The 14,904-nt window shown below is 60.1% G+C and carries 13 protein-coding genes; 4 read left to right on the top strand and 9 right to left on the bottom strand.

The features are described 5' to 3' along the window. Positions 1–42 precede the first annotated feature (42 nt). The gene (locus tag ACILSQ_RS12260) at positions 43–2,205 is read left to right on the top strand and encodes a protein kinase domain-containing protein (RefSeq protein ID WP_395743921.1); all 2,163 of its coding nucleotides are present in this window, start codon (positions 43–45) and stop codon (positions 2,203–2,205) included. A 108-nt stretch (positions 2,206–2,313) separates the two neighbouring features. Here the strand turns inward: ACILSQ_RS12260 and ACILSQ_RS12265 are convergent, their stop codons facing one another. The 6 genes from ACILSQ_RS12265 to ACILSQ_RS12290 form a co-directional block, all read right to left on the bottom strand. Further along, a complete protein-coding gene (locus ACILSQ_RS12265) occupies positions 2,314–2,550 on the bottom strand; it encodes a hypothetical protein (protein WP_395743922.1) in 237 nt (78 codons plus the stop codon). Between the two features lie 37 nt (positions 2,551–2,587). After that, the gene (locus ACILSQ_RS12270; RefSeq protein WP_395743923.1) at positions 2,588–3,340 is read right to left on the bottom strand and encodes a sulfite exporter TauE/SafE family protein; all 753 of its coding nucleotides are present in this window, start codon (positions 3,338–3,340) and stop codon (positions 2,588–2,590) included. Positions 3,341–3,344: 4 nt separating this feature from the next. Next, a complete protein-coding gene (locus tag ACILSQ_RS12275) occupies positions 3,345–4,067 on the bottom strand; it encodes a hypothetical protein (protein ID WP_395743924.1) in 723 nt (240 codons plus the stop codon). 45 nt (positions 4,068–4,112) lie between these two features. After that, complete coding sequence (locus ACILSQ_RS12280) at positions 4,113–6,101, bottom strand: FG-GAP repeat domain-containing protein (protein WP_395743925.1); 1,989 nt, start codon at positions 6,099–6,101, stop codon at positions 4,113–4,115. Positions 6,102–6,121: 20 nt separating this feature from the next. Beyond that, positions 6,122–7,726 (bottom strand): fucose isomerase, encoded by a 1,605-nt coding sequence (locus ACILSQ_RS12285; RefSeq protein ID WP_395743926.1) that lies wholly within the window; start codon positions 7,724–7,726, stop codon positions 6,122–6,124. 104 nt (positions 7,727–7,830) lie between these two features. Continuing rightward, positions 7,831–9,909 carry a hypothetical protein gene (locus ACILSQ_RS12290; protein WP_395743927.1) on the bottom strand — a complete coding sequence of 693 codons (2,079 nt, stop codon included), beginning with the start codon at positions 9,907–9,909 and terminating at the stop codon, positions 7,831–7,833. A 181-nt stretch (positions 9,910–10,090) separates the two neighbouring features. On the opposite strand from ACILSQ_RS12290, the gene ACILSQ_RS12295 reads away from it, so the two are divergent. Further along, a complete protein-coding gene (locus tag ACILSQ_RS12295; RefSeq protein ID WP_395743928.1) occupies positions 10,091–11,548 on the top strand; it encodes a hypothetical protein in 1,458 nt (485 codons plus the stop codon). Here the strand turns inward: ACILSQ_RS12295 and ACILSQ_RS12300 are convergent. Genes ACILSQ_RS12300 through ACILSQ_RS12310 form a run of 3 tightly spaced genes read right to left on the bottom strand, consistent with a single transcriptional unit; the run spans position 11,545 to position 14,010 of the window. Continuing rightward, positions 11,545–12,951: an MATE family efflux transporter gene (locus tag ACILSQ_RS12300; RefSeq protein ID WP_395743929.1), complete on the bottom strand. Its 1,407-nt coding sequence runs from the start codon at positions 12,949–12,951 to the stop codon at positions 11,545–11,547. The two genes, ACILSQ_RS12295 and ACILSQ_RS12300, sit on opposite strands and share 4 nt — an antisense overlap. Further along, entirely contained in the window at positions 12,951–13,388 is a 438-nt protein-coding gene (locus ACILSQ_RS12305; protein WP_395743930.1) for a DUF5069 domain-containing protein, read from the bottom strand. The genes ACILSQ_RS12300 and ACILSQ_RS12305 overlap by 1 nt, the downstream gene beginning before the upstream one ends. A gap of 34 nt (positions 13,389–13,422) precedes the next feature. After that, entirely contained in the window at positions 13,423–14,010 is a 588-nt protein-coding gene (locus tag ACILSQ_RS12310) for a DinB family protein (RefSeq protein WP_395743931.1), read from the bottom strand. Between the two features lie 79 nt (positions 14,011–14,089). Here ACILSQ_RS12310 and ACILSQ_RS12315 point away from each other — a divergent pair, with 79 nt between their 5' ends. Both ACILSQ_RS12315 and ACILSQ_RS12320 read left to right on the top strand, forming a co-directional pair. After that, a complete protein-coding gene (locus ACILSQ_RS12315) occupies positions 14,090–14,473 on the top strand; it encodes a winged helix-turn-helix transcriptional regulator (RefSeq protein ID WP_395743932.1) in 384 nt (127 codons plus the stop codon). Positions 14,474–14,493: 20 nt separating this feature from the next. Further along, positions 14,494–14,904: a DUF1398 domain-containing protein gene (locus ACILSQ_RS12320; protein WP_395743933.1), complete on the top strand. Its 411-nt coding sequence runs from the start codon at positions 14,494–14,496 to the stop codon at positions 14,902–14,904.

Consider the following 14,904-nt stretch of genomic DNA (forward strand, 5'->3'; position numbering starts at 1 on the left):
TTGTAACAAGCCGGCGCCACCCCTGAACTACTCATGGAAGCCATGAATTCCAACTCCACCCCCTGCCCCCGCTGCGGTGCCGAACCACCGCCTGACGCCCCCCAAGGCCTGTGCCCGCGCTGCCTCGCCGCCTTGAATTTTGTGACGGAAACGATGCCGCCTGAAGCGGTGCCCGTACCGCCCAAAGCCACCCTGACGCCCGAGGAACTGGCGCCGCACTTCCCGCAGCTCGAAATCATCGAGTGCCTGGGCCGCGGCGGCATGGGGGTGGTTTACAAGGCGCGGCAGAAAACGCTCAACCGCATCGTCGCCCTCAAGCTGCTGGCGCCGGAGCGCGCGGATGATGCGAAGTTTGCCGCACGTTTTGAAAAGGAGGCGCAGGCACTCGCGGCGCTGAATCATCCGCACATCGTCACGATTCACGACTTCGGTCAGGCGGGCGGATTCTTCTTTCTCCTCATGGAGTTCGTGGACGGAGTGAACCTGCGCCAGGCCATGCAGGCGGGCCGCTTCACCCCGGAGCAGGCGCTGGCCATCGTGCCGCCCATCTGTGATGCGCTGCAGTACGCGCACGAGCACGGCATCGTGCATCGCGACATCAAGCCGGAGAACCTGCTGCTGGACAAGGCAGGACGGGTGAAGATCGCCGACTTCGGCATCGCGAAGATGATCGGCTCTCCGGCGGAAAAAGGCGGGGAGGCCTTGTCCCAGCCTTTCGGCACTCCGGCCTATGCCGCCCCGGAGCAGCGTGAAGAAGCACGCCAGGTGGACCACCGTGCGGACATCTACTCGCTCGGTGTCATCCTTTATGAACTCCTCACTGGGGAGCTGCCGAAGGACAAGCTCGAACCGCCTTCCAAACACGTGCAGATCGACGTGCGCCTGGACGAAGTCGTGCTTCGGGCCCTCGAAACGAGGCCGGAGCTGCGCTTTGCGACGGCGGCAGAGTTTCGTACAAAGCTGGCCGGAGTGGTGGCTAAAAATCCTGACACGGCGGCCACAAAAAGACGCAGGTGGCTGGGGGCGCTCGGGATGGCGCTCGGCGTTGCATTGCTGATGGGAGCCACCGTTTTGAACGAGGCCATCGATGATTTCGGCGTCACCCCCAATGCCCGCAAACACCTCCAGGCACGTCATGCGGCCGCGGAACAGCTCGAGATTTTGAAAGCCGAGGTGGCGGCCACGTTTCACGATATCGAAGCCGCTCGAAAACAAAACAACCAGGCCGAAGTGGAACGCCTGAACGCCCTGAGGCAGGCACTGCAAATCAAGACCCAGCAGGCGGAGAATGCTCTGAATCAAGCCGCACATTTGAAGCAGGCCGATGAGCAGCAGCGAATTGCGCTCTTCTATTTGATCGCGGGTGGTTTGATCGCAGGAGGGTCCATTGCAGTGGTCCCTTTCGGACGGATCATGCGCGGGCGCGGGAGGTTCCTGGTCATCACGGGCGCTGTGTGCGCCGGAGTTCTCACGGCCCTGTTCGTGCTGCGCCAGGGAACGACCTATGTCGCGCCTGCAGGATTTCCGGAGTGGGTGACCATCACGGGCTCGCACAGTCAGAGCGACTCCACGCTGAACATCCGTTGGAACGTGAGCGCTCATGCGCCCATCGAGGCACGCATCCATCATGTGAACGGCATGCAGTCCGACCACCTGCACTGGAATCAGGCCGGACACGTGCATGAGCTGCAGGTGCAAATCGAGGTCTTCCGGATCAAAGACGAATCACTCCGCATTCACACACAAATCGGGGGCTCTGGGAAGACCAGCGAGGTGGCGGGCAGTTTCACTCACGTCCGTGACGAGCTGCTCACGACCACCCTGGCCTCCGCGCAAACGCAAACGGGTAAAAGCGTTGATATCTGCCGCCTGCTGGGCCAGCCGGTGAAACTTGAGCTTCCTCTTCGTGCCAGCCCCCATTCACCTGTGATCACTCCTCAGAGGCAGTTCAGAATCAGCGCCCTGCTTTTTGGCCTGCAATTCATCGTGCTGGCACTGATTGTGGGCGGCCTGATCTGGTTGATCCGCCTTCTGTTCAAACATCAGCGCATCGGCTGTGCAGTTGCGCTCATCGTCCTTCTCGCATTGTTCCTGCTGTTGCTGATCCCTAGTTTGGTGTGGTATTTCAGTGGGGCGTCCCAGATCAAAAACGGCGCCCCGCCCCCAACTTCCCAAATTCTTCAGGAAACTCCCGCGACACGCTGAGCACGACTGCGAAAGAAGCGGCCCGACACAGGCAGGTGAAGAGGCCAAAGTCTCCGCCAACGGCAGGTCATGCGGGAGTTTCCGGAGCACGTCAGGCGCCTTTCCCGTCTATCGGGTCTCGCTGGCAGCCTCGCGTTCTGCTTTAAGTTCTTTCTCCTGCTCCTTCTTCGCTTCTTTCTTTTCCTTGCTTCTGCCGACGGCGTCGAAAGGGGCGGTGACAACCTTGCCGGTGGTGGACACGGTGGTCGTGACGATTTTGCCTGCCGTCTTGACCGGAACCGTGACAAGGGAGCAGGCGGGCGCCATGAGGCACAGGATATAAATCGGTAAAATGCTGGTTTTCATGCTATATAATACGCATTCAGCTTCAGACTCGCGCTTGTCACCCGAACTGCTTCCAGAACATCACAGCAGAGATGATGAAACCGATGGCTGTGATGACGTGTCGCACTTTCTGAGGAGAAATCCGCTGGGAATAATGCGCGCCGAAGTAATAGCCGATCAGCGCTCCGGCCGTCAGAGCCAGGGCCTGCGGCCAGTTCACCAGGCCGACAACGATGAACCATACAGCCGCAATGATGTTGATCAGCGATCCGAGCAGGTTCTTGAGCGCATTCATCTCGTGGATGTTCGTCATCCCCATGAAGCCAAACGAGGCGAGCATCAGGATACCGATGCCCGCACCAAAGAACGCACCGTAAATCGCCACCGGAAGCTGGAGGGCGAGAGAAAACCACAACGCCTGCGATTTGGCCGCGGTGGCAGATTTGCGAAGGAAACCCTGAAGAAAAAACAGAACCGTGGCGAACAGAACCAGAAAGGGAATGAGCTTGGAGAACTGATCGTCACTCGTCCGAGTGAGCAGCCAGCTCCCGATTGCCGCGCCAACAAGGCAGATCGGCACGAACTGAACCAGCTTCGAACGGATCGCCTTCAAATGACCACGAAAACCCACGATGCTTCCCGCCGTGCCGATCACAAGCCCCACGGTACTCGTCGCATTGGCCAGCACAGGCGGTGTGCCGCACATAAGCAGCACTGGGAACGTGAGCAAGGTTCCGCCACCCGCAACAGCGTTGATCGCCCCGGAGGTGCAGCCCACGGCGGCCAGGGTGAGGAATTCGAAGAGGGTCATGATTTCATGCTCCCGTTTTTAAGAACTCGAATTCACGTTCCACATGGCCCAAGTATTCATTTTCATCGACATATTGGCTGCCTAGAAAATGCATCAGATTTTCCATGAACTGGGCCTCTGTAATGAAACTGAAGTCTTCAGTCCCGGAGCTGGTTGAGCTTTTGACAATCAGTTCCAGGCTCTCAGCAAAAGGGATGCCCCCGATGAGGCGAAGCTGCGCAGCCATCTCAGCAATTTTTGCCCGCACTTCTTCCCGTTCTTTAGCCCGCAAACGGGCCACCGCCTCCTCCATCGCGGTTCTATACATGAAGCCCTCAAACGAGGAAGCATACAGGATAACTCTGCCGAGTGAATTCTCGATGCGCAGGATTTCCGAGTCTTTGCCACTTTCCTGGCGAAACGCCGTCCAGCACCAAGTATCGCCCCCGCTGGTCTTCGCGAATGGTTGCAGATGCGGATTGTCGCTCAACACTTCAAACAGCTCACGCTGGTAAAAAAGCCGGTCCGCCCGGAAAATGAACACATCTCCGCACATCGGCAGATCATCCAAAATATCCAGTTCAACAAGCTTTCGGTAGCCTGAAGGTACGGCGTAAAGTTTTTGGAGCGTCTCTGGAGTGATCCAGTGGCTGTCCGGATGGCATCTCTTGCAATACTCAGGCGGACCACTCCATGCGATCTCTGGAATTCCCACACCACACTTCTTGCAATGGTATTTGTGATTCATTGACCACCGAGATCGCTCTTCTCTATCTTTGATGCAAGCACCACGTCATTTCGCCTTCGGATTCTTCAGATAATAAAGATGCCCGTCCTCCGCGCCTCCGACGAAGTCTGGCAGGCCGTCGGCATTGAAATCAACGGTGGTGGGGCTGACGTCGTGGCCTTCGATATTGGTGTCGATCAGAAGGCCCATGTCTGCGAAGAACCATTTGCCATCGCTGCTGGAGGTCTGGCGGAGGAAGTTGGCGTTGGCGGAGTTGAGGAGAATATCCAGCTTTCCGTCCTGGTCCCAGTCCATGATGCAGATCTTGCGGCGTCCGCTTTTACCCGCGATGCCGCCATTGAGACGCAGGGGCTCCCCGGGCTTCATGGCCACAGGGGTCTTGACCTTCACTTCAGCCTGGCCCGCTGCCTTGGCATCCTGCGCGGCGCAGAGAACGCGCTTCGGGTGCTTGAGCACCAGCTTGCCCTTCTGTTTCGCCCGCTCAAAGAAGGCCAGATAGCCTTCCTGATCGAGCATCACGAGATCGGTCAGGCCGTCCTTGTTCCAGTCCACAGCCACTGGCGTGGTGCGCCATTGGGTGAGCAGGGCCTTGCCTTCGGGGCGCAGCCAGCCGTAGGCCAGCGTGGGCTGCGGGCCGTCCCACTCCACCTCGACGGGCTGTGCGGCGGCCAGCTTTGGCTTTGAGCGTGTGCCGATGTTTTTGTACCACACGACTTTGCCGAGAATGGAGTTCAGCATGAGGTCCGGCAGGCCATCGCCATCCCAGTCGGCGACGGTCTGCGTGGTGTAGCCCCACTTGGCCTCGCAAGGGCCCTGGATGGAACCATTTGGTCCGGCCATGGGGCGGATGACCTTGCCCCCGGCTTCGAGACGCACCGGTGCCGCCCACTTGGGCTGCTCCACGCCTTTGCCGCTGAGGTTTTCGATGAAGCCCACATAGCCCGCGGTGTTGCCGCAGATGATGTCCATGTCGCCATCGCCGTCCCAGTCGAAACCAACGGGTGTGGCCAGCGCACCAAATTTCACCTGATCGGCCTCCTGCTGGAAGTAGCGTGGCTCGGCATACACCGGCACTTTGGCATCAAATTTGCCGGTGTTTTCAATGAAGGCCACGCGACCGTCTTCATCGCCGCAGATCAAATCGAGATCGCCGTCCTTGTCCCAGTCGATGGCGGTGGGCGTGATCATTTCCAGATCCATGGTGAGGTAGCGGCCGGTGTCCGCCTTCAGGCGAACGCCCAGCGCATACTTCGGCTGCGTACGGGTGCCGGTGTTTTGGAAATAGGTGAAGCCGTCGAGAAACTCGCCGCAGAGCAGGTCCAGGTCGCCATCGCGATCAAAGTCGGCCATGTTGGGCGAAGGCCAGCCGAAGGTTTCCACCGGCCGGTCGGTGGCCATGAGCTTCTTTGGCTTGTCGTAGGCGGGCTTGTCCGTGGTGCCAGTGTTGCGCAGCATATACACATAGCCGCGGATGGGGCCGTTCATCCAGCGGCCGTTCTCATTGTAGGCATTGTCCCAGCCGTACTCGGTCCAGTCGCCCACGCCGACGATGAGGTCCTGATTGCCATCACCGTCATAGTCCACCATGCGCCACATGTCGGCGCGGATCTTGTTGGGATGCACCTTGGCATCCACCGGAAGCTTCTTCTCATTTTCGAGCCCGGTTTTCAGGAAGTCGGGATACTCACGGCCAGGAGACAGAACGACAGGCTTTCCGTCCACATAGCTGACCTGCACATTCTGCTTTCCGGCACTGATGCGCCTGGCGGGCTTGAACACCGGCATCTTGTTTTTCGCGATGTCGCCGCTGGCGTTCTCAAAAAAGTAGGTGCCATTGTAGGGCTTGTCCGGACAGTTCACCACGAGGTCGAGGTCGCCATCGCCATCAAAATCCATGGGCAGAGGCCAGGCCCACAGGCCGACACCGAGATCAACGACGAGGCCGGGGTTGTTGTATTTGAGCGCGGTGAGGCCGTCGGCCGCCAAAGCCTGGCTGCAGAGACAAGCCAGCAGGAGTGGTTGGAGAAACTTCATGAGAGGAAAAGGGAAAGAGATCAACGTGACAGGGCGCCGCACACATTCACCTGGATTCCCAGGGCGCGGGCCATGGCGGCCTTGGCAAAGAGGCAGTCGTTGGCAGATTTGGCGTCATTGGCATAGGCCACTTGCACGTGATTGGCCTGGTGCTTGGCCATGAACTGGTCCCGGCTCACGCCATAGGTCACGGCGCTCATGATCGGCCACTGCGGCGTGGTGAGCTGCCAGCGGCGTTCTGTTTCCTCAGGAGGAAGGGCAACCACGCAGCCGCGGCCGATGTCCATGTGCAGCGACTCATTCTGCACATAGATGCGCGACCAGATGATCTCGCCCGGCTTGGAGTTGCCACGCAGTGTGGAGCCGCCATTGGGGAAATACATGGCGGGCTGACGGAAGCCCTCGGCACCTTTCCACCCTCCTACAAAATGCGCGGGAGGCGCAGCACCGCTGATGAGGAAAACCCACACATAGTCGCCACCAAAGGTCTCGCCCCAGCGCACATCGTGGAGGGTGTTTTCCACCGGCTGCTGCAGCGCACGGTGCACGCGCTGGGTCAGCATGCCGTCGAGACCGGCGCATTCATCCACCTCATTGAAGTGCAGCAGCGGCTGTCCTGCCCAGAGGGTGCGCCTGCCATCGCGGGATTTGACCGGCGGGCGGTCGGAGTTGTTGAGCATGCCTTCGACGAGGTCGCTCGCTGGCAGCAGATCCTTCAAGCCCTGCTGATACTGAATGCCGATGGAGTTACAGCCAAAGTCATCCGCGATGCGCAGGGCTGCGGCGTACATCTTGCACTGCAGGCGCACCTGCTCGCGTGTGAGCTCAGTGGCATGATCTTTGCCCAAATGAAGGGTCATGCCTTTCTTCTCCAGCCACGTGTGGATGGCCTGGGCGTCCGCATCGCTCACCTGCAGCGTCTCATGATAAAGTGCCGACTGGCTCAGCCGCTCCTTGAACACACCGCAGGCGTGCAGCGCGTGGTCGGGGATGATGGCGTTGTACATTCCCATGCAGCCCTCGTCGAAGATGCCCATGATGGCTTTCTCTGCGCGGAGCGTGGCAGCCAGTTTTTTGCCCACATCTGCCGCCTTGGCGGGCACCTTCACCTTCTCCAGCTTGCGGGCATGACTGAGGTCGTGAGTGATGCGGCCTGTCTTGAGCCACTGTTTGAGTTTCGTTTTGAAAAACGCGTCGGTGAAGTCCTCGCTCCACAGTGTGGAGTATTTCACGCCTGCCTTGGTCAGGGAGCCGTTCAGGTTCAGCATTCCCACCAGGCCGGGCCACTGGCCGCTCCAGTTCGCCACGGTCAAAATCGGCCCACGATGCGTGGTCAGACCGGCCAGCAAATGATGGGAGTACTGCCACACGGCCTCCGCCACGATCAGGGGGGCGTCGGAGTCGATGCCACGAAACACCTCGATGCCCATGCGCTGCGAATCAATGAACCCGTGCTTCTTCACGGGATCAACCGCATGCGCGCGCTTGATCTTCCAGCCCTCGGCTTTCAGAGCAGCCGCCAGGGCTTTCTCCATGGCGGCCTGAGCGGGCCAGCAGGTTTGATTGGCGGAAAGGCGCAGGTCACCGCTGGCCACGAGCTGGACGATTTTGGGTTGGGCAGGCATAAAATGAATCCTATCCAGCAGACTGGCCGAGCACCAGCGCAACTGACAACCCACACCGGATGCGCATCCTTGGCACCTGGATGACCATCCTTGACCTGAAGCCTTTACTTTGCCTCGACACGAAACCTCGGATCATCCCAGGCATACGGCGGACGTTTTCCGAGCAGGAGATCGTAGATCGTGTGGTTGGTCTTCATCATCTCCGCCAGCATGTCCTTCCAGGGGCGGTCCGCCACGCTGACGAGGCCGGTGTTGTAGCTCTCGCCGTTGTATTTGCTGAACCAGCGCCCCGTCGTGGCCTGATCGATGAGCGTGAACCACTCGATGCCGATGACGAATCCCAGCGCAGCGCTTTGCTCAACGTAGTTTCGATAGGCCAGTCCGCGCTCCTGCTGGCTGCTGACCTCGCGTCCTCCAATGAGTCCGCTGTCCTTCGGCGAAGCCCAGAAGAACTCGCTGAGCATCATCGGCTTGTTGCCGGTCCATTCGTGAAAGCGCTTCAAGGCCGCCGTATCGACACCGAAGGTGTAGTAATTGTAGGACACGACATCGAGATGTTTGCCCATGATGCGGCAAAGCTGCTCGTCATTGATCGTCACGGGCTGCAGGCGGCTGCCGATGAGCATGTGGTTCTTGTCATACTGGCGGAACAGTTTTTCGATCTGAGCGAAGTAGTTTTCCATGAACGCATGCATGTAGTCTTTCATGTCCGCCTTGGCAGCGTCCGTGGTCACGGCGATTCCGGCATCGATCAGCTCATCAAAGGATGCCGCCTTGGCCTGCCACGCAGTGTTGAAAACATCCACGGAGTGGTACTTGTCCTTCAGCACCGCCACGAGGCGCCGCTTGCAGGCCTGCTTTCCGGTGAGGGATGGGATCACACGCGGCAGCTCATCGTAGCGCGGTTCATTGACGATGAAGTAGCCGATGAGCAGCGGGTCGCTGGCACGCGCGGGAAGCTCGCGAGCGAGGTTTTCGGCGATCTTCTGCGTGGTGGCGGCATCATAGGGATCCCACACCTCGTGCGCGCCGGGGATGCGCGGCACGCCTTCCCAGGCATTGATGGGAAGACTGGTCACGTAGGGGAAATCAGCCTTCACATGCGCCTTTTCGGGCGTGGGGCTGAAGGCGCCGATGGAGTTGAAGCCCCATTTGCGCGTGCGCTCGATCATGCGGGCGGCGTGTGTTTCGTAATCGTAGGGAGCGCCGAATTTGCGTATGACGTTGGCGAGGTAGAAGGAGAAATGGGCATCGCCATCTCCGGGACGGAAGGCGCTGGCAAATTCGCCTTCTGCTTTCGGCAGCCACTCGTAGATGCCTTCACGGCCTTTGACATAGGTGTAGTCGTCGCTCGGCGCGAAGCCGCAGATGCCGAGGTGGAAGAAGGCATTGCCATCGGGATCCACGAGCCATGATTTGTCCTGCTTCTGCTCCACATGGAAGAAACCGGTTTTCTTCAGTCCCAGCGCCTCGCCGCTACCGGGCTGCCCGCCGAAGCGATCCAGCTTCGGTGTTTCGATGCTGGCGTAGTAGGTTTCATCCGCAGCCACATCGGCCTTGAGATCTTCGAGGCTCTTCAGCTTGTTGGGGAAGGCGTCTTTGATGCTCTGACCAAAGGAATCAATCAACTTGGCCACCGAAGCAAGATCGGATGAAATACGAATTTTCGCGGTTGGATTGTCCGCATTGAAAGGCACCATGAAGAACCAGTTGTAGATGGCCCAGTTCCATTCGCGGTTGTCGGTGAGCTGCTGGAAGGCGTAATCCGGCGTGGTGAAGCTCAGGCTCTGCCCCTGGGCATTCTTGATCAGAAAGCTGGTGCCGTTGAGACTGGCGATGTGCGGAGGTGTGGATTTTTCTGCGGGGAAGGCGCCCTCCTTGTCAGCGATCTTCCACGTGCCGCCTTTGGCGAAGCCGATGTCGATAAGTACGGACATTTTCCAGGACTTCAAATCTGGCACACCTTTGAACGCGAGATCGATTTCACCCTTGTTGATCGATACCGCGCACTCCGCCCCACCTTCGTAGCGCACGGTGGCAGTGGCGCCCAAAGCCTTCACCTCGATCTGTTTGTGCGCAGGTTCCAGTTCGGGATAGGTCAGTGTGAAGCTGCCCAGACTCCCGGCTGAAATTTCAATGCCGGCACCGGTGGTTTTGAGATCGGCAGCGGATGCAGTGAGCACGCCGCACAGAAGAAACAAGGCACATTTCATAGGATAGAGGCCGGAGCTTTAGCCGCCCGCCGGTCGTTTTCCACCTGGAAGCAAACAATCCTGGAGCAGGCCTGCGGTTTCTCTAAACTGACGCCCAATGAGATCAAATCCAGGCACGGGCCCACATTGGGTGAACCGCATTTTTTTTGGCATGCTGACGCTTTTCCTCGGGCAGATTTTCCTGCATGCAGAAGGTGCTCTGGAATTGCGCGGGCTGCCTCTCCTGTTTGCAGATGACAGCGGCGTGGCAGCGAGCTCCGGCGTTCTGCGCACGATCCACCCGGCGCGCACGCGCAGCGAGCCGGTGCTCCGAGCTGAACGGCCGTGGGAGGGCAGCCGCGTGTATGTTTATGGTTCGGTACATTTCGATCCGACGACAAAACGTTTCTGCATGTGGTACCTGGGGCACCCTGATGTGGATGCGGCAGGGGTGAAGCCGGCCGTTCCGGGCTTTCGCAAAGGCAAAGGAGACGTGGTGCTGTATGCCACCTCGCAGGACGGACTGAAATGGGAGCGGCCCGCGCTGGGCCTGCACAGCTTCCAGGGTTCGACAGCCAACAACATCATCTTCGACCTGCACAGCCCCAGCGTGTATGTGGACGTGCGCGATCCTGATCCCGCACGACGCTACAAGATGCTGGGCTCGCTGATGGGCAAATACTACGCCGCTGTTTCAGCCGACGGAGTGAAATGGAGCAGCTACCCCAAGCAGGCGATCCTGAAGTCCTCGGACAACATCAGCCTGACCCGCGATCCCCTGACGGGCGATTACCTGGCATTCAACCGCCAGCCGCATGAAAAGCTGGGGCGCACTGTCAGCCTCTCGCGCAGTCATGATTTCAAAACCTGGAGCGAGCCGGAGCTGGTCTTTGCCCCGGATGCGGAAGACGATGCCTGGACAAGGAACCCCGATGAGCACACGGAAGTAAACAACCTGTCCGTATTTCCTCACGCAGCGGGTTTCATCGGCCTGCCGACGATGTTTCACGTGCTGGGAAAAAACCGCAAGCCCTCGGAGGTGACGCCCGGCCAGAGCGCGACCGATGGGATCGTGGAAGTGCAGCTCATCACCAGCACAGATGGCCGCAAGTGGCAGCGCACGCATCCGCGAATCAGCGTGATCGGGCGCGGACAGCCAGGTGGCTTTGATGCGGGCACGATCCTCGGCGTCTCAAGCACCTGTGTGGATGCGGGTGACGAATCCTGGGTCTATTACACCGCGCTGACCACCAGCCACGGCGCGCCGGTGCCGCCCAAGCGGATCTCGATTGGCCGCGCGGAATGGCGCCGTCATGGCTTTGCCTCGCTGGATGCCGGGGAGCGTGGGCAGGTGGAGACGAAGCCGCTGCGCCTGAGCTCAGGCAGCCTGCTGGTCAATGCGAACGCCACGGGTGGCGAGCTGCGTGTGGCCCTCCTCGAAGCCGATGGCAGCCCCATTCCCGGACACGCTCTGGAGGACTGTGAGGTTCTCAAAACGGACTCCACCCGCTGGGCGGTGCGGTGGAAGGAGCAGGCAGCCGCGCCAACGGATCGACCGGTGAAAATCGTCATCGCCATGAAACAAAGCCGGCTTTTCAGCCTGTCGGTCGCCGAAACGCCCCAGCCTTAAACCTTCTGGGTCTTCCAGCGGCCACGTCTGAAAAGCAGCCAGCCAAAAAGAGCCAGCAAAGAGTTGGCAGCAGGCACGGCGATGAAGACTCCCACCGGGCCCAAGCCGCAGGTCTCAGCCAGCACCCACGCGATGGGAATCTGGCCGACCCAAAGGCAAAGAAAATTCAAGCGCACGGGGGTCCAGGTGTCGCCGGACCCGTTGAACGCGGACTCAAAGCACATGCCCGCGGCGTAAAGCGGGAAAGCAAGGCTCAAGATCCACAGAGCCTGCGTGCCGAACGCCAGCACCTCGGCATCCTGGGTGAAAAGATGGATGAGCGGATGCGCAAACAGCACGAAAAGCAGCCCGATCAAACTCAGCACGATGGCGTCCAGCTTTACCGCGATTTTAACTGCCGCCTCCGCTCGCTCCGGCTTCTGGGCGCCAAGGTTCTGCCCCACCAGCGTGGCGCCTGCATTCGCCAGGCCCCACGCGGGCATGAGGGCAAAGATGACGATGCGGATCGCAATGGTGTAGCCTGCGAGAGCGGCGCTGCCAAAACCGGTGAGAATTTTAAACAAGCCCACCCAGCTCGTGGTGCTGATCAGAAGCTGAATGATGCCGCTGCAGGATTTCCACAGCACCGCACCGATGACCTCCCGTGCCGGTTTGAAATCCCGCCAGTGCACCTTCACGCGGCTGTGATGGCCCGCGAGATGCCAGAGCTGATACAGCACGCCGATGCCACGGCCGATGTTTGTGGCCACGGCGGCGCCTGTCACTCCCAGCTCAGGAAAAGGCCCCCAGCCAAAGATGAAACAGGGGCCCAGCACAATGTTCAGCGCATTCGCCAGCCAAAGCGTGCGCATGGCGATGACGGCATCCCCCGCACCCCGGAAGATCGCGTTGATCAGGAAAATCAGGAACACGGTGGCATTCCCACCCAGCATGGTGCGCGCGAAGCCAGAACCCAGTACCACGATGCTCTCTTCGGCTCCCATCAGCCGCAAAATCTCGGGCGCAAAATATCCGAGCACCACGCCGATCCCGGCCGACATCAGCACACCGAGGAGCACGATCTGCCCCGCCGCCTGCGCCGCGAGCGCCGGCTGCTTTTCGCCGATGCGCCGCGACACGATGGCCGTGGCGGCGATGGAAATGCCGATGGCCACCGCATAGATGAGCGTCATGACAGATTCAGTGAGCCCCACCACGGCCACGGCTTCTTTTCCGAGATGGGAGACCCAATAGACATCCGCCACGGCAAACAGCGACTCCATGACCATCTCCAGCACCATGGGCACGGCGAGCAGGAGCACGGCGCGGTTCAGCGGCAGCGCCGTGTAGTCGTGCTGCTCTCCGCGCAGCGACTCCCGCACGCTTTGCCAGAACGAAGCCTGTGGTGAAACCTCCTCACTCATCAAGGCAGCCTTCCTTCATCCACATCGATGTAATGGGTGATCGTCTGAATGTCATCACGATCACCCAGGCCGCCGTCGGCCTTCCGCTTCGCCAGAATGGGGGTGATGTGGTCATTGATGCCGAGCTTCATCGTGTAGTAGTTCCACACCAGCTTGTCCGTGTCATTGAGCGGGCGCCCGTGCACCTGGCACCAGTGCAGAATCTCCTCATCAGTTCCTCCCTCCAGCACGCGCGCCTTCAGGTCGTCATAGTTCACATGGAGGAAGGCCGTGCAGGCGCCGTCGCTGCCTTTGCCGAGATTGGCGTGCAGATCCTCCCAGAGTTTGCCGGCGGCAAAAAGACGAATCTTGCCCAGCATGCGCGGAAAGTACTTCAGACCGGCGGTTTCATCACATGGGCTGCAGGGCAGCGTGGCAGGGTCAGGTTTGGCAGGCATGCGGAATGCCTCGCCGGTGGTGGAGATTTGTCAATCAGGCGCTGCGCAGTCCCGCCAGGATGCTTTGAATCTGCGCCCGATGCAGCCCCATGTGCATCCCAGCCATCGCCGCCCAGCCCAGGCCGCTCAGCGGCCCAAACCACGGATGGGCAAAGCGCAGTCTCGTCTTTAATTCGGTCCCGTCAGTCAGCACCTTCAGCACCGCATCGCAGGAACGTTCGTATTCATCCTCGACCTCCGCGGTCACCGTCGCGCTCGGCTTCACCGCGGCCGTGCTCGCTTTCCTCTTCGGCACCTGGCCTTGTGTCAATGCGGTGATGACCTGCGCCACCGCCGTGTTGGTGATGCGCAGATGATCCAACGTCATCCACACCGACCAGTTTCGGCTGCTGTCCTCCAGCCCGCGCAGGCGGATGATGAGCACACGCTCACCGCGCCGCGTTTCAGGGCAGGATTTTACCAGCGCACGGATGGCGGCCCGCTCCTGCTCAAACCTGGCCACAAAGCTCTCGCGGTTTCCGCGCCAGCGTGTCAGCCCAAACAGCAGACGGGCGGCCCAAAGTTCCACGAGCGGGAGTCCGGCTCCGGGAGGGGCCAGTTGAGGAAGATCTGCGATACTCATGGCGCTTACCATTTCCAATCACTTGCATTTTGCAAGCTTTTTACTTTTGAAATGCAAGTGTTCAAGGCGATGGTCCGGCATGCCGAAATCCCCAGGTTCCAAGCCCCAGCCCAAGGTATCCGCGTCGCCCTCCCGGCGCTCCCCCTGCCCTGTGGCCTGCGCGCTGGATCTCCTGGGCGACCGCTGGACGCTGCTGGTCATCCGCGATCTCATGCTGGGCCGCAGCCGCTTCAAAGACTTCGCCGGGTCGCCCGAGGGCGTTCCCACCAACATCCTCAGCGACCGCCTCGACCGCCTGCTCGAAGCCGGCCTCGTGCGCCAGATCCCCGCCACCGAGGGTGGCAGGCGCATGGCCTATGAACTGACCCCCAAAGGCGAGGCCCTGCGTCCGACACTTAAGTCCCTGCGTGACTGGGGCCTGGCCTGGGAGCCGGGGACGAAGGCTTTGTTGCAGCAGAGCTGAACATCTTTTAGATGGCGTCCATGAACGCCGATCTCATCACCGCCGCAGCCAATGCCACTCTCGCCGGAGGCACACCGTTTCCGCAAATCGTCGGCATGCTCATTGAGGCGGGTGTCGAGTTTTACCACGTCGATTACATCGCTTTGCGGAAGTCATTCTACGGCGGCGCCGGGGCCGTCGTCACCACCGCGATGTCGTATGAAAATCTGCCGCCCGTTGCGGCTGATTTTGATGCACCGGCCCTTCGCGCCAACATCCTCGACAGCCAGCAAAAGAACCAGCACTACCGCGATTTCACCATGCGCGCCATGCAGGCCGGAGTGCAGGGTTACTTCGCTTTCCTGCGCGGCCAGCGTGTCACCTATCTCGGCCGCCAGGGAGACCAGCACACGGAGTGGTTCCCAGGAGCAAAGCCGCAGGCCGGCCTTTGA

It is taken from the genome of Prosthecobacter sp. (assembly GCF_044227185.1).
GTDB lineage: Bacteria > Verrucomicrobiota > Verrucomicrobiia > Verrucomicrobiales > Verrucomicrobiaceae > Prosthecobacter.

Excerpts from the sequence above, each read along its gene's own strand:
- ACILSQ_RS12265 (WP_395743922.1), bottom strand. The coding sequence starts at position 2,550 with ATGAAAACCAGCATTTTACCGATTTATATCCTGTGCCTCATGGCGCCC.
- ACILSQ_RS12270 (WP_395743923.1), bottom strand. The coding sequence starts at position 3,340 with ATGACCCTCTTCGAATTCCTCACCCTGGCCGCCGTGGGCTGCACCTCC.
- ACILSQ_RS12295 (WP_395743928.1), top strand. The coding sequence starts at position 10,091 with ATGCTGACGCTTTTCCTCGGGCAGATTTTCCTGCATGCAGAAGGTGCT.
- ACILSQ_RS12315 (WP_395743932.1), top strand. The coding sequence starts at position 14,090 with ATGCCGAAATCCCCAGGTTCCAAGCCCCAGCCCAAGGTATCCGCGTCG.
- ACILSQ_RS12305 (WP_395743930.1), bottom strand. The coding sequence starts at position 13,388 with ATGCCTGCCAAACCTGACCCTGCCACGCTGCCCTGCAGCCCATGTGAT.
- ACILSQ_RS12275 (WP_395743924.1), bottom strand. The coding sequence starts at position 4,067 with ATGAATCACAAATACCATTGCAAGAAGTGTGGTGTGGGAATTCCAGAG.
- ACILSQ_RS12320 (WP_395743933.1), top strand. The coding sequence starts at position 14,494 with ATGAACGCCGATCTCATCACCGCCGCAGCCAATGCCACTCTCGCCGGA.
- ACILSQ_RS12280 (WP_395743925.1), bottom strand. The coding sequence starts at position 6,101 with ATGAAGTTTCTCCAACCACTCCTGCTGGCTTGTCTCTGCAGCCAGGCT.
- ACILSQ_RS12260 (WP_395743921.1), top strand. The coding sequence starts at position 43 with ATGAATTCCAACTCCACCCCCTGCCCCCGCTGCGGTGCCGAACCACCG.
- ACILSQ_RS12310 (WP_395743931.1), bottom strand. The coding sequence starts at position 14,010 with ATGAGTATCGCAGATCTTCCTCAACTGGCCCCTCCCGGAGCCGGACTC.
- ACILSQ_RS12300 (WP_395743929.1), bottom strand. The coding sequence starts at position 12,951 with ATGAGTGAGGAGGTTTCACCACAGGCTTCGTTCTGGCAAAGCGTGCGG.
- ACILSQ_RS12285 (WP_395743926.1), bottom strand. The coding sequence starts at position 7,726 with ATGCCTGCCCAACCCAAAATCGTCCAGCTCGTGGCCAGCGGTGACCTG.